General features: G+C 59.5%; 10 protein-coding genes and 1 pseudogene. 2 read left to right on the top strand and 9 right to left on the bottom strand.

The window, feature by feature from the left end; translation table 11 throughout:
- Nucleotides 1–233: 233 nt before the first annotated feature.
- Entirely contained in the window at nt 234–761 is a 528-nt protein-coding gene (locus tag ACIPZH_RS20915; protein ID WP_400637662.1) for a DUF3617 domain-containing protein, read from the bottom strand.
- A gap of 130 nt (nt 762–891) precedes the next feature.
- On the opposite strand from ACIPZH_RS20915, the gene cls reads away from it, so the two are divergent.
- The gene (gene cls / locus ACIPZH_RS20910) at nt 892–2,331 is read left to right on the top strand and encodes a cardiolipin synthase (RefSeq protein ID WP_349975557.1); all 1,440 of its coding nucleotides are present in this window, start codon (nt 892–894) and stop codon (nt 2,329–2,331) included.
- A 38-nt stretch (nt 2,332–2,369) separates the two neighbouring features.
- Here cls and cfaB read toward each other — a convergent pair whose 3' ends face one another.
- Nucleotides 2,370–3,554: a C17 cyclopropane fatty acid synthase CfaB gene (gene cfaB / locus ACIPZH_RS20905; protein WP_400637660.1), complete on the bottom strand. Its 1,185-nt coding sequence runs from the start codon at nt 3,552–3,554 to the stop codon at nt 2,370–2,372.
- Nucleotides 3,555–3,753: 199 nt separating this feature from the next.
- Here cfaB and lpdA point away from each other — a divergent pair, with 199 nt between their 5' ends.
- Nucleotides 3,754–5,154 (top strand): dihydrolipoyl dehydrogenase, encoded by a 1,401-nt coding sequence (lpdA, locus tag ACIPZH_RS20900; RefSeq protein ID WP_400637658.1) that lies wholly within the window; start codon nt 3,754–3,756, stop codon nt 5,152–5,154.
- A gap of 275 nt (nt 5,155–5,429) precedes the next feature.
- Here lpdA and glmS read toward each other — a convergent pair whose 3' ends face one another.
- The 7 genes and pseudogenes from glmS to ACIPZH_RS20865 form a co-directional block, all read right to left on the bottom strand.
- Nucleotides 5,430–7,265, bottom strand: coding sequence for a glutamine--fructose-6-phosphate transaminase (isomerizing) (gene glmS / locus ACIPZH_RS20895; RefSeq protein ID WP_349975562.1), 1,836 nt, complete (start codon nt 7,263–7,265; stop codon nt 5,430–5,432).
- 2 nt (nt 7,266–7,267) lie between these two features.
- Nucleotides 7,268–8,044: a DeoR/GlpR family DNA-binding transcription regulator gene (locus tag ACIPZH_RS20890; protein ID WP_241806852.1), complete on the bottom strand. Its 777-nt coding sequence runs from the start codon at nt 8,042–8,044 to the stop codon at nt 7,268–7,270.
- 224 nt (nt 8,045–8,268) lie between these two features.
- Complete coding sequence (glmU, locus tag ACIPZH_RS20885; protein ID WP_400637656.1) at nt 8,269–9,636, bottom strand: bifunctional UDP-N-acetylglucosamine diphosphorylase/glucosamine-1-phosphate N-acetyltransferase GlmU; 1,368 nt, start codon at nt 9,634–9,636, stop codon at nt 8,269–8,271.
- A gap of 121 nt (nt 9,637–9,757) precedes the next feature.
- The gene (locus ACIPZH_RS20880; protein ID WP_012316945.1) at nt 9,758–10,177 is read right to left on the bottom strand and encodes a F0F1 ATP synthase subunit epsilon; all 420 of its coding nucleotides are present in this window, start codon (nt 10,175–10,177) and stop codon (nt 9,758–9,760) included.
- Nucleotides 10,178–10,221: 44 nt separating this feature from the next.
- Nucleotides 10,222–11,598, bottom strand: a complete 1,377-nt coding sequence (gene atpD, locus ACIPZH_RS20875; RefSeq protein WP_012316946.1) for a F0F1 ATP synthase subunit beta — start codon at nt 11,596–11,598, stop codon at nt 10,222–10,224.
- Between the two features lie 27 nt (nt 11,599–11,625).
- Nucleotides 11,626–12,486, bottom strand: a complete 861-nt coding sequence (atpG, locus tag ACIPZH_RS20870) for a F0F1 ATP synthase subunit gamma (protein WP_012316947.1) — start codon at nt 12,484–12,486, stop codon at nt 11,626–11,628.
- Between the two features lie 48 nt (nt 12,487–12,534).
- Nucleotides 12,535–12,939 (bottom strand): annotated as a pseudogene (locus ACIPZH_RS20865) (F0F1 ATP synthase subunit alpha); the annotation flags it as partial.

The raw sequence follows: 12,939 nt of genomic DNA, 5'->3' as shown, positions 1-12,939 counted from the left end.
AGGCGCTCCTCAGCCCACCATTCGCGGCATGAAGGGGTAAGCGATAAGCGTGGCTGCCAGGATTGGAATGGAATGTTCCACGTGGAACTATCAGTTCGCTTGGCTTATAGGCCGACCTGCTAGTGCTGAGGACAATTCACCGAACCCAGCCGGTACCGAACTGCGCGTGGTACATGCAGAAGCCTGCATGCCCACGACGCAGTAGCCGCCAAGGATTGGCAAGGGGCAGCCCGTCAGGTGCGCGGCTTTACTGTTCCACAGTCATTGCCCAACCATACCGCCCGGGTATTCATACTGCCGCGCTGTTGCACACCCGACGCATTGAATGTCCCGTTGACTTGGGTAGTGAACTCCTTGTCACTAAGGAAGGTTGCCTGGCCGGCACCTTGGGCTTTGGGGCAGCTGAACTGAAACTTCCAGACATTGCCGTTCCGCTCGGTAATCTTTTGCGTGCAGCCTGACTGAGGGTCCTGCAAGGGAATATCGTTGGTTTTCACCTGCTCCGGCGTCAGGCATGAACGCACGCCATTGCCTGCTACCGCGATGCCCTGCTTGGCCAGTGCCCCTTCCATCATGGCCCTCTGCTCGGGCGGCAGGTTCTTCAGTTGGCCGAGCATGAACTGCATATCCGGCAATGGCTTACCGTCGACCTGCATGTTGCTGGTGGTGAGCTCCCACAGGCCAGGCTGCAACATCTGCGCATGTACAAGTGGGCTGGCCAGGCCAAAAGCCAGGGCCAGCAGTGGCAGACGAATCTTCATGGACGAACGCTCCTCAAAAGAACCGACTCAATGGCCGGGCACAGGCTTAGACGGCAAATCCGCTTTCAGGTTGCAAGGCGGCCCTGGAAGTGTTCTGTTATCTGCTGTGTATTTGCCAAGCAGGATGCGTATGGATTACCACAGCCCCTACTTCTTCGGCTATGTGCTCGGGCTCGTTCACTTGCTTGGCATAATCGCCGCGCTGCATGCGGTGTTTACCGTGCGTACGGCCCAAGGGGCCATTGCCTGGGCCATGTCGCTGTTCTTCATTCCCTACTTCACACTCATTCCCTACCTGGTGTTCGGTGCCCGCTCCTTCAACGCCTACATCAAGGCTCGGCGCCAGGCCAACCAGGAAATGCACGTGGCCATGGCCAACCTCAACTGGCGGCCTTGGGTAGAGGAAGCGCTCACAGCTCGGGAGTCGCAGAGCTACACCGCCTTGCGTGCCATGCCAAAACTTGGGCGAATGCCGTGCCTGGCCAATAACCAAGTAAAGCTGCTGATCGATGGCCAAGCCACCTTCGACGCCATCTTCGCTGCTATCGAACAAGCACGAGAAGTGGTGTTGGTACAGTTCTTCATCATCCACAACGACACCATCGGCAAAGCGCTGCAGCAACTGTTGCTGCGCAAAGCGGCCGAGGGCGTGAAGGTGTTCGTGCTGTATGACAGGGTTGGCAGCCATGCCTTGCCCGCCAGCTATAGCCAGAGCCTCAGAGACGGTGGGGTGCAGACCCACGCCTTCGCCACCCGCCGCGGCTGGTTCAATCGCTTCCAGGTGAACTTCCGTAACCACCGCAAGATTGTCGTGGTCGATGGGGTTACCGGCTTCATCGGCGGGCACAACGTCGGTGATGAATACCTGGGCGGCAACCCTCACCTCTCGCCCTGGCGTGATACCCATGTACAGATCGGCGGCCCGGTGCTGGCTTGCCTACAGGAGTCCTTCGCCGAAGACTGGTACTGGGCAACGCGCCAGCTACCGCCACTGATCCTGCCCGACACCTATCCGGACAACGGTGTGCTTTGCCAGGCGCTGGCCAGCGGGCCGGCAGATCCGCAAGAGACCTGCGCGCTGTTTTTCATCGAAGCCATCCATTCCGCGACTCGCCGCGTGTGGATCACAAGCCCCTACTTCATTCCCGACGAGGCCGTGTTCGCCGCGCTGCGCCTGGCCGTGCTGCGCGGCGTGGATGTGCGCATCCTGATCCCAGCTCGTCCCGACCATCGGGTCGTTTACGCCGCCTCCAGTTTGTTCGCCTTCGAGGCGGTGCGGGCGGGGGTACGCATGTACCGCTATCAGCCAGGATTCCTTCATCAGAAGGTGGTGTTGGTGGACGATGAGGTCAGTGCTATTGGTAGTGCCAACCTGGACAACCGCTCATTCCGGCTGAACTTCGAAATCACCCTGCTGACAGTGGATCGGGATTTCGCCGATCAGGTAGAGAAGATGTTGACCACCGACTTCGAGCAGGCCAGGGAAATTACACCTGAGGACAGCAGCAAAACCCACCGTCTTCAACAGCTGGGGATGCGTGTAGCGCGGTTGATTTCACCGATCCTCTGATGGGTGACCGGGGCCGCCTGAAGCGCGCCCCGGGTGAATCAGCGATACAAGTCTTCACGTGTCCAGGGCAGGTCATGATGCCCATCGGCGTAAGGCTTGACGGCAAGGATCTGGTGCAGGTTTATCCAGCCCTTCTGGAATGCATAGGCGCAGCCAGCGAGATACAGGCGCCAAATGCGCAGGGTTTTTTCCGGTACCAGTGCAGCAGCCTTGTGCAGCTGGTTCTCCAGGTTATCGCTCCAATGGTGCAAGGTCTTGGCGTAATGCATGCGCAAGCTCTCGACATCGACGACCTCCAGCCCCGCAGCACACAGGCTCGCGCTGATCATCGACAGGTGCGGCAGCTCACCGTTGGGGAACACATAATGGTCGATGAATTCACCCGCCCCTCGCCCCACCGGACGACCATCGACGTGCTTGGCGGTGATGCCATGGTTCATCACCAGGCCACCCTCGCGCACAGCGCCGAACAGTTTCTGGCTGTACAGCGCCAGGTTGGCGTGCCCGACATGCTCGAACATGCCGACGCTGACGACCTTGTCGAAGCGGCCATCCTGAGGGAGGTCGCGGTAGTCGAGGATCTGCAGCTCGACCTTGTCAGCCAGGCCCTCTGCCTTGACGCGCTGCCGCGCCAGCTTGAGCTGTTCCTTGCTCAAGGTGATGCCGAACACCTTGGCACCGTACTCGCGTGCGGCGAAGCGTGACAGCCCACCCCAACCGCAGCCGACATCCAGCAGGTAGTCATCGGCCTGCAGCCGCAGCTTGCGGCACAGATGGTCAAACTTGTCCTGCTGTGCCTGATCGAGGGTATTGTCCGGCTCACGGAAGTAGGCACACGAATACGCCATGTCCTGATCGAGCCAGAGTTGATAGAACGCGTTGGACACGTCGTAGTGGTAGGAGATGGACTCGGCGTCTGTGCGCTTGTCGTGAGCCACACGTGGTGGCGGTGCCTTATCGTCCTCCGTCAGCAAGGCCTCGCTCAGCTCATCGCACACCCGAATGGCTTCCCCGATGTCGCCCTCCAACTCCAGCTTGCCTTCCACGAAAGCAGCACCCAGCTGGTGCATGCTTGGATGGGTCAGCTGGGCGATCAGCTGAGGCTCCTTGACCAGGATAGTGACCTGCGGACTGGGCCCCAGGTCGAACTGGTTGCCGTCCCACAGCTTCAGACGAAGTGGCAAGTGCAGGCTCTGCAGCGCCGGCGGAAGTTGCGCAAGCATGAACGACCCTCCTTCTGGGCTCGATACATGAAATTTCGAACACCACCGAAACAGGGTAGTTCAACCGTGCGAAATTTCCGCTGAACGAGACCAAGGTCTACAACTAACTGATCTATGAATATTTCAGATTGTATACAATTTGTCGTTCTCAGCTTAACCTTGTGTCCCTCTCGCGCTTCCTCATCTGGAGTAGAAACCCATGAAATCCTATGACGTGGTGATCATCGGCGGTGGCCCCGGCGGCTACAACGCGGCGATTCGTGCTGGGCAACTGGGCTTGAGTGTCGCCTGTGTGGAAGGCCGCTCGACCCTTGGCGGCACCTGCCTCAATGTGGGCTGCATGCCGTCCAAGGCATTGCTGCATGCCTCCGAATTGTATGAGGCCGCCAGCGGTGACGAGTTTGCCCACCTGGGCATCGAGGTGAAGCCAACCCTGAACCTCGCCCAGATGATGAAACAGAAGGACGAGAGCGTGACTGGCCTGACCAAGGGCATCGAGTACCTGTTTCGCAAGAACAAGGTCGAGTGGATCAAAGGCTGGGGCCGCCTGGATGGCGCCGGCAAGGTTATCGTCAAAGCCGAGGACGGCAGCGAGACCGCGTTGCAGGCCAAGGACATCGTCATCGCTACCGGCTCCGAGCCCACTCCCCTGCCCGGCGTGACTATCGATAACCAACGCATCATCGACTCCACGGGCGCCCTGGCCCTCCCCGAGGTGCCCAAGCACCTGATCGTGATCGGCGCTGGTGTGATCGGCCTGGAGCTGGGTTCGGTGTGGCGCCGCCTGGGCAGCCAGGTCACCGTCATCGAATACCTGGACCGCATCTGCCCCGGTACTGATGAGGAAACGGCAAAGACCCTGCAAAAGGCACTGGCCAAGCAAGGCATGGCCTTCAAGCTCGGCAGCAAGGTGACCCAAGCGACGGCCTCACCCGACGGCGTGAGCCTGACGCTGGAGCCCGCCGCAGGCGGTACTGCAGAAACGCTGCAAGCCGACTACGTGCTGGTTGCCATCGGCCGTCGTCCTTATACCCAAGGCCTGAATCTGGAAAGCGTCGGGCTGCGAACCGATAAACGCGGCATGCTCACCAACGAGCACCATCGCACCTCGGTGCCGGGGGTGTGGGTGATTGGCGACGTCACCTCCGGCCCGATGCTGGCGCACAAGGCCGAAGATGAAGCCGTCGCCTGCATCGAGCGCATCGCCGGCAAACCCCACGAGGTCAATTACAACCTGATCCCCGGGGTGATCTATACCCGCCCCGAGTTGGCCAGCGTCGGCAAGACCGAAGAGCAGCTCAAGGCAGAAGGCCGCGCCTACAAAGTGGGCAAGTTCCCCTTCACCGCCAACAGCCGCGCGAAGATCAACCATGAAACCGAAGGCTTCGCCAAAGTCATCGCCGATGCCAACACCGATGAGGTATTGGGCGTGCATCTGGTCGGCCCAAGCGTCAGCGAGATGATCGGCGAATTCTGCGTGGCAATGGAGTTCTCCGCCTCTGCTGAAGACATCGCCCTCACCTGCCACCCGCACCCCACCCGCTCCGAGGCCTTGCGCCAGGCGGCGATGAACGTGGATGGGATGGCGATGCAGATCTGAGGTTCGACACTCCGCAACAACCGCCTCCCCACTGGGGTTGCCACTGTGAATTCAGTGAACTGAAGAGTGTTTGCGGGAATTGGTGTAAATCATCAGGGGGCTGCCTAATACAGCATGACTGAGAATACTCATCAGGCTGAATCAGGAGCATGACGCTGAGGACGGGTGAGCCGCCGGTAGAGGGAGGTGGGCGTTTCCCTCTACCGGCGACAGTTTGAATCTTCGAAGACAGTTTTAACTCAACGGCAGTAAAAAATTGTCGGTCGCTGCCGCCCTCATTCCACCGTCACCGACTTAGCCAGGTTACGCGGTTGGTCGACATCCGTACCCTTGAGCACCGCCACGTAATACGACAGCAACTGCAGCGGGATGGTGTACAGGATCGGTGCCAGTGCGTCAGCGATGTGCGGCACCTTGATCACATGAGTACCTTCGCCGTTGCTCATACCGGCGTGCTCATCGGCGAACACCACCAGCTCACCACCCCGGGCGCGGACTTCCTGCAGGTTCGACTTGAGCTTCTCCAGCAGCTCGTTGTTCGGCGCCACAGTCACCACCGGCATGTCGTTATCCACAAGCGCCAGCGGGCCATGCTTGAGCTCACCTGCCGGGTACGCTTCGGCGTGGATGTAGGAAATCTCTTTGAGCTTGAGCGCACCCTCCATCGCTACCGGGTACTGCGCACCCCGGCCCAGGAACAGCGTGTGGTGCTTGTCGGCGAACAGCTCGGCGATCTTTTCGACGGTGTGGTCCATAGCCAGGGCTTCGCCCAGGCGTGCCGGGAGGCGACGCAGCTCTTCGACCAGCTCCGCTTCCACACCAGCCTCGAGGGTGCCACGCACCTGGCCCAGGGCCAGGGTCAGCAGCATCAGCGATACCAGCTGGGTCGTGAACGCCTTAGTCGATGCCACGCCGATTTCCGGGCCTGCCAGTGTCAGCAGGGTCAGGTCGGATTCGCGTACCAGCGAGCTGATACCCACGTTGCAGATGGCCAGGCTGCCGAGGAAGCCCAGTTCCTTGGCATTACGCAGGGCCGCGAGGGTGTCGGCAGTTTCGCCAGATTGGGAAATCGAAACGAACAGGGTGTCTGGCTGGACCACCACCTTGCGGTAGCGGAACTCACTGGCGACTTCGACCTGGCAAGGGATACCGGCCAGGCTTTCCAGCCAATAACGGGCAACCATACCGGCGTGGTAGCTGGTACCACAGGCTACGATCTGCACGTTGCGCACCTTGGCGAACAGCTCCGCGGCCTGTGGGCCAAAGGCCTGGACCAGCACATGGTCCTTGCCCAGGCGGCCTTCCAGCGTGCGCTGGACCACGCTTGGCTGCTCGTGAATCTCCTTGAGCATGAAGTGGCGGTATGCGCCCTTGTCGGCGGCTTCGGCGCCTTCGTGATACTGCACGGTTTCGCGCTGTACCGCGTTGCCGGCCTGGTCCCAGACCTTGACCTGGTCACGGCGGATCTCGGCGATGTCGCCCTCTTCCAGGTACATGAAGCGGTCAGTGACCTGGCGCAGCGCCAACTGGTCGGACGCCAGGAAATTCTCACCATGGCCGAGGCCAATTACCAAGGGGCTGCCACTGCGCGCAGCAACCAGGCGATCAGGTTGTTTCACGCTGATCAGTGCCAGGCCATAGGCCCCATGCAGGCGCTTGACCGCAGACTTCAGTGCATCCGCCAAGTCCGGGATGGCCTTGAGGGTGTGGTGGATCAGGTGGACGATGACCTCGGTATCGGTTTGCGAATTGAACACATAACCCAGGCCTTTGAGCTCCTCGCGCAGCTCTTCATGGTTCTCGATGATACCGTTGTGTACAACCGCCACTTCTTCACCCGAGAAATGCGGGTGGGCATTGCCTTCGGTCGGCGCGCCGTGGGTGGCCCAACGGGTGTGTGCAATGCCCAACTGGCCGATCAACGGGTCGGCAGTGTTGGCAGCTTCCAGTTCAGCCACTTTGCCGATGCGGCGTCGGCGCTGCAGTTCACCCTGCTGGGTATAAACAGCAAGGCCAGCGCTATCGTACCCGCGGTACTCAAGCCGCTTCAGGCCTTCGATGAGAATGGCGGTGATGTTGCGTTCGGCGACGGCGCCAACGATTCCACACATGATTATTTCTCCTGGCTGATCGCGGCGCAGATCAGGTTGACGCCGCGGGCTTGAATCTGTTCGCGTGCCACAGCTGGCAGGCGTTCGTCTGTAATGAGGGTGCTGACACTGCCCCAGGGCAGTTCAAGATTAGGGATCTTGCGCCCGACCTTGTCCGATTCGACCATCACGATCACCTCGCGGGCCACCTCGGCCATGACTCGGCTCAGGCCCAGCAGCTCATTGAACGTCGTGGTACCGCGGTTGAGGTCGATGCCATCGGCGCCGATGAACAACTGGTCGAAATCGTATGAGCGCAGTACCTGCTCGGCGACCTGGCCCTGGAAAGACTCGGAATGCGGGTCCCAGGTGCCGCCGGTCATCAGCAGCACCGGTTCATGCTCAAGCTCGCTGATGGCGCGGGCCACGTTCAACGAGTTGGTCATCACCACCAGGCCTGGCTGGCGACCGAGCTCCGGGATCATCGCGGCGGTGGTACTGCCACTGTCGATGATGATCCGAGCGTGTTCACGAATACGGCCGACGGCAGCACGGGCGATGGCTTTCTTATAAGCCGACACCGGCTGCGCAGTTTCACCAAGCATTTCCTGCGGAACCGGTACCGCGCCGCCGTAGCGACGCAGCAGCAAGCCATTGGCCTCAAGGGCAGCGAGGTCCTTGCGAATAGTGACTTCCGAGGTTTCAAAGCGCTTGGCCAATGCGTCCACACTGACCTCGCCTTGCTCACTGAGCATGGCCAGGATGTTGTGACGGCGCTGGGGGGTGTTTCGTTTCGACATGGGCGCTTAAGTTTCGATTCGAAAGATAATGATTGCAATCAAAACCTATCGAAGAGGATTCGTCAAGGCTGCCAATCCGAAAAAATACTGGCTTGTGGATAAATGATTGCGGCCTTGGTTTTCGAGCGCCGACCACCGCGCCCCCCTCTGATGTCATTTATGCAGCCACAAAAAAGCCGACTTATCCACATAAGTCGGCTTTTGATCGAAACAGCTGTGGATAATCAGCTCTTCTTAATCTTCTCCGGCCGCTTCCAGCCATCGATGTTGCGTTGACGCGCACGTCCCACGGCAAGTTGGCCAGCCTCGACGGTCTGGGTAATCGTCGAACCCGCCGCGGTCGTGGCCCCCGCCTTGATATCCACAGGCGCAACCAACGAGTTGTTGGAACCGATGAATACATCCTCGCCCATCACGGTCTTGAACTTGTTGGCGCCATCGTAGTTGCACGTGATGGTGCCGGCTCCGATGTTGGTTCGTGCACCGATCTCGGCATCACCCAGATAGCTCAAATGACCCGCCTTGGCGCTTTCACCCAGGTGGGCATTCTTAAGCTCGACAAAGTTACCCACATGGGCCTTGGCATCCAGCACGCTGCCTGGGCGCAGACGCGCGAACGGGCCAGCATCGCTACCCTCGCCCATCACGGCGCCTTCGATATGGCTGTTGGCCTTGACCACCACGCCTTTGCGCAGGGTGCTGTCCTTGATCACGCAGTTAGGGCCAATCTGAACATCGTCCTCGATCACGACCTTGCCTTCGAGGATGACGTTGATGTCGATCAGCACATCGCGGCCAACGGTCACTTCACCACGCACGTCGAAGCGAGCCGGGTCACGCAGGGTCACGCCCTGGGCCATCAGTCGACGGCCTTCGCGCAATTGATAGTGGCGCTCGAGTTCGGACAGCTGGCGCCGGTCGTTGGCACCTTGCACTTCCATGGGGTCGTGCGGTTGCTCGGTAGCCACCACGAGGCCATCAGCGACCGCCATGGCGATGACGTCGGTCAGGTAGTATTCGCCTTGGGCGTTGTTGTTCGACAACCGTCCCATCCAGTCGGCAAGACGAGCGGCTGGCAGGGCCAGAATACCGGTATTGCCTTCTTTGATCGCCTTCTGCGCATCGCTGGCGTCCTTGTGCTCGACGATCGCAGTCACCTTGCCTTGGGCATCACGCACAATGCGCCCGTAACCGGTCGGGTCTTGCAGGTTAACGGTGAGCAAGCCCAGCTGCTGGTCTGTGGCCTTCGCCAGCAGGCGTTGCAGGGTTTCCACTTCAATCAGCGGTACGTCCCCATACAACACCAGTACCGTGTCGGCTGTGATCGCCGGCAGGGCTTGGGCAACGGCATGCCCGGTACCCAGTTGCTTGTCCTGCATAACGAAATTCAGATCGTCGGCTGCCAGGCGCTCACGCACCTGCTCCGCACCATGGCCAATCACTACGTGAATGCCTTGAGGCTCAAGCTGCCGTGCGCTGTGGATAACATGACCGAGCATGGAGTTGCCGGCCACCGGATGCAGCACCTTGGGCAGCGCCGAGCGCATGCGGGTACCTTGGCCGGCGGCGAGAATAACGATATCGAGTGACATTGACTGGCTACCAATCCTGGGCGGTCAGAAAAATGACCGAGAGGGGAATTCGGAAAAAGAAAAAGGGTAGCCGAGGCTACCCTTTTACTCAATCGCAACAGCAGTGATCAGCCGGGGCCGATTACTTGCCTTTGCGCATTTGCTGGACGGTACGCAGCTGAGCTGCGGCCTCGGCCAGACGTGCGGCGGCGGCGCCGTAATCGAAGTCCGCGCCTTTCAGACTCAGGGCATTCTCGGCAGCCTTGAGGGCTTCCTGTGCCTGAGCTTCATCCAGGTCTGTAGCACGTTGCACGGTATCGGCAAGCACCTTGACCATGTTCGGCTGAACCTCGAGGAAACCACCAGAGATGTAATACACCTCTTGGGCGCCACCCTGCTTGGTCAGCGTGATCGGACCTGGCTTCAGATTGGTGATCAGCGGCGCGTGGCCTGGAGCGATACCAAGATCACCCAGGTTACCGTGCGCAACCACCATCTCGACCAGACCGGAGAAAATCTCTCCTTCCGCGCTGACGATATCGCAATGGACTGTCATAGCCATCTGCTTGCCTCAACCTGATTAGCGCCCCTCTCGGGGCGCCGGGATTACAGTTTCTTGGCTTTCTCGACGGCTTCTTCGATGCTGCCGACCATGTAGAACGCTTGTTCTGGCAGGTGGTCGTAGTCACCTTTGAGGATGCCGCTGAAGCCAGCAATGGTGTCTTTCAGGGAAACGTATTTACCTGGGGAACCAGTGAAGACTTCTGCCACGAAGAACGGCTGGGACAGGAAGCGCTGAATCTTACGAGCGCGGGATACCAGCTGCTTGTCGGATTCGGACAGTTCGTCCATACCCAGGATCGCAATGATGTCCTTCAGCTCTTTGTAACGCTGCAGCACGTACTGAACACCGCGAGCGGTTTCGTAGTGCTCGTTGCCGATGACGTTCGGGTCCAGCTGGCGCGAAGTCGAGTCCAGTGGGTCGACCGCTGGGTAGATACCCAGGGAGGCGATGTCACGGGACAGAACGACGGTGGCGTCCAAGTGGGCGAAGGTGGTCGCTGGCGACGGGTCGGTCAAGTCGTCCGCAGGTACGTATACGGCCTGGATCGAGGTGATCGAACCTTCCTTGGTGGAGGTGATGCGCTCTTGCAGAACGCCCATCTCTTCAGCCAGGGTCGGCTGGTAACCTACTGCCGAAGGCATACGGCCCAGCAGTGCGGATACTTCGGTACCGGCCAGGGTGTAACGATAGATGTTGTCGACGAACAGCAGAACGTCGTTACCTTCGTCACGGAACTTCTCAGCCATGGTCAGGCCGGTCAGCGCTACGCGCAGACGGTTTCCTGGTGGCTCGTTCATCTGACCGTAGACCAAGGCTACTTTGTCGAGAACGTTGGAGTCCTTCATCTCGTGGTAGAAGTCGTTACCCTCACGAGTACGCTCACCCACACCAGCGAACACGGAATAACCGCTGTGCTCGATGGCGATGTTACGGATCAGTTCCATCATGTTTACGGTCTTGCCGACGCCGGCACCACCGAACAGACCCACCTTACCACCCTTGGCGAACGGGCAAACCAGGTCGATAACCTTGATGCCGGTTTCCAGCAGGTCGTTGCCGCCTGCCTGGTCAGCGAAGGAAGGTGCGTCGCGGTGAATGCCCCAACGCTCTTCTTCACCGATCGGGCCAGCTTCGTCGATCGGGTTGCCGAGCACGTCCATGATACGGCCCAGGGTCGCTTTACCGACCGGGACGGAAATGGCCGCGCCGCTGTCGATGACGTTCAGACCGCGCTTCAAGCCTTCGGTCGAGCCCATCGCAATAGTACGAACCACGCCGTCGCCCAGCTGCTGCTGAACTTCCAGAGTGGTTTCCGCGCCTTCCACTTTCAGCGCGTTGTAAACACTCGGTACGCCGTCACGTGGGAATTCCACGTCGATGACGGCGCCGATGATTTGCACGATACGTCCGCTACTCATAGCTGGATCCTCTGAATATTTGAACCGTTAAACCGCGGCAGCGCCGCCGACGATTTCCGAGATCTCCTGGGTGATCGCAGCCTGACGCGCCTTGTTGTAGATCAGCTGGAGTTCGCTGATCAGGTCACCGGCGTTGTCTGTGGCGTTCTTCATGGCGATCATCCGGGCTGCTTGTTCAGCAGCGTTGTTCTCGACCACCGCCTGGTACACCTGCGACTCCACGTAACGCACCATCAAGCCGTCCAGCAGCTCTTTGGCGTCGGGTTCGTACAGGTAATCCCAGTGGTGCTTGAGTTCCTGATCCGGGGTTGCCACCAACGGTACCAACTGCTCGACCGTCGGAGTTTGGGTCATGGTATTGACGAACTTGTTCGACACCACGGAGAGGCGATCGATACGGCCGTCCAGGTAGGCGTCCAGCATCACTTTGACGGAGCCGATCAGATCATTGATCGATGGCTCTTCGCCCAGGTGGCTGATCGCTGCTACGACGTTGCCGCCAAAGATGCGGAAGAAAGTCGCACCTTTGCTGCCGATCACGCACAGGTCGATTTCCACGCCCTGTTCGCGGTTGACGTTCATGTCCTTGACCAAGGCCTTGAACAGGTTGGTGTTCAAGCCACCGCACAGACCACGGTCACTGCTCACCACGATATAACCGGCACGCTTTACAGGGCGCTCGATCATGAAGGGGTGGCGGTACTCCGGGTTGGCGTTGGCCAGATGACCGATCACCTGGCGGATACGCTCCGCATAAGGACGGCTAGCAGCCATGCGCATTTGAGCCTTGCGCATTTTGCTGACCGCCACTTTTTCCATGGCGCTGGTAATCTTTTGCGTGCTTTTGATGCTCGCAATCTTACTGCGAATCTCTTTTGCGCCTGCCATGTATCACCTATCAGGTTAGCAAGCGGGGGCCAAAGCCCCCGCCGCGGCTTACCAGGTTTGGGTGGCCTTGAACTTCTCGATACCGGCTTTGATACCAGCGTCGATTTCGTCGTTGAAGTCACCCTTCACATTGATCTTGGCCATCAGTTCGGCGTGATCACGGTTGAAGTAGGCAATCAGCGCTTGTTCGAAGCTACCGATCTTGGCGATTTCAATGTCGGTCAGGAACCCACGCTCAGCGGCATACAGCGACAGCGCCATGTCCGCGATGGACATCGGAGCGTATTGCTTCTGCTTCATCAACTCGGTAACACGTTGACCGTGCTCGAGCTGCTTACGGGTGGCTTCGTCCAGGTCAGAAGCGAACTGGGCGAATGCCGCCAGTTCACGGTACTGAGCCAGAGCGGTACGGATACCACCGGAGAGCTTCTTGATGATCTTGGTCTGAGCGGC

The organism is Pseudomonas sp. NPDC089758, from assembly GCF_044748705.1.
Lineage (GTDB): Bacteria > Pseudomonadota > Gammaproteobacteria > Pseudomonadales > Pseudomonadaceae > Aquipseudomonas > Aquipseudomonas putida_X.
The sequence above is the reverse complement of the archived record's forward strand: the minus strand, read 5'-3'. Positions and strand labels throughout refer to the sequence as shown.

Coding starts and splice junctions, on each gene's coding strand:
- ACIPZH_RS20915 (WP_400637662.1), bottom strand. CDS start 761: ATGAAGATTCGTCTGCCACTGCTGGCCCTGGCTTTTGGCCTGGCCAGC.
- cls (WP_349975557.1), top strand. CDS start 892: ATGGATTACCACAGCCCCTACTTCTTCGGCTATGTGCTCGGGCTCGTT.
- cfaB (WP_400637660.1), bottom strand. CDS start 3,554: ATGCTTGCGCAACTTCCGCCGGCGCTGCAGAGCCTGCACTTGCCACTT.
- lpdA (WP_400637658.1), top strand. CDS start 3,754: ATGAAATCCTATGACGTGGTGATCATCGGCGGTGGCCCCGGCGGCTAC.
- glmS (WP_349975562.1), bottom strand. CDS start 7,265: ATGTGTGGAATCGTTGGCGCCGTCGCCGAACGCAACATCACCGCCATT.
- ACIPZH_RS20890 (WP_241806852.1), bottom strand. CDS start 8,044: ATGTCGAAACGAAACACCCCCCAGCGCCGTCACAACATCCTGGCCATG.
- glmU (WP_400637656.1), bottom strand. CDS start 9,636: ATGTCACTCGATATCGTTATTCTCGCCGCCGGCCAAGGTACCCGCATG.
- ACIPZH_RS20880 (WP_012316945.1), bottom strand. CDS start 10,177: ATGGCTATGACAGTCCATTGCGATATCGTCAGCGCGGAAGGAGAGATT.
- atpD (WP_012316946.1), bottom strand. CDS start 11,598: ATGAGTAGCGGACGTATCGTGCAAATCATCGGCGCCGTCATCGACGTG.
- atpG (WP_012316947.1), bottom strand. CDS start 12,486: ATGGCAGGCGCAAAAGAGATTCGCAGTAAGATTGCGAGCATCAAAAGC.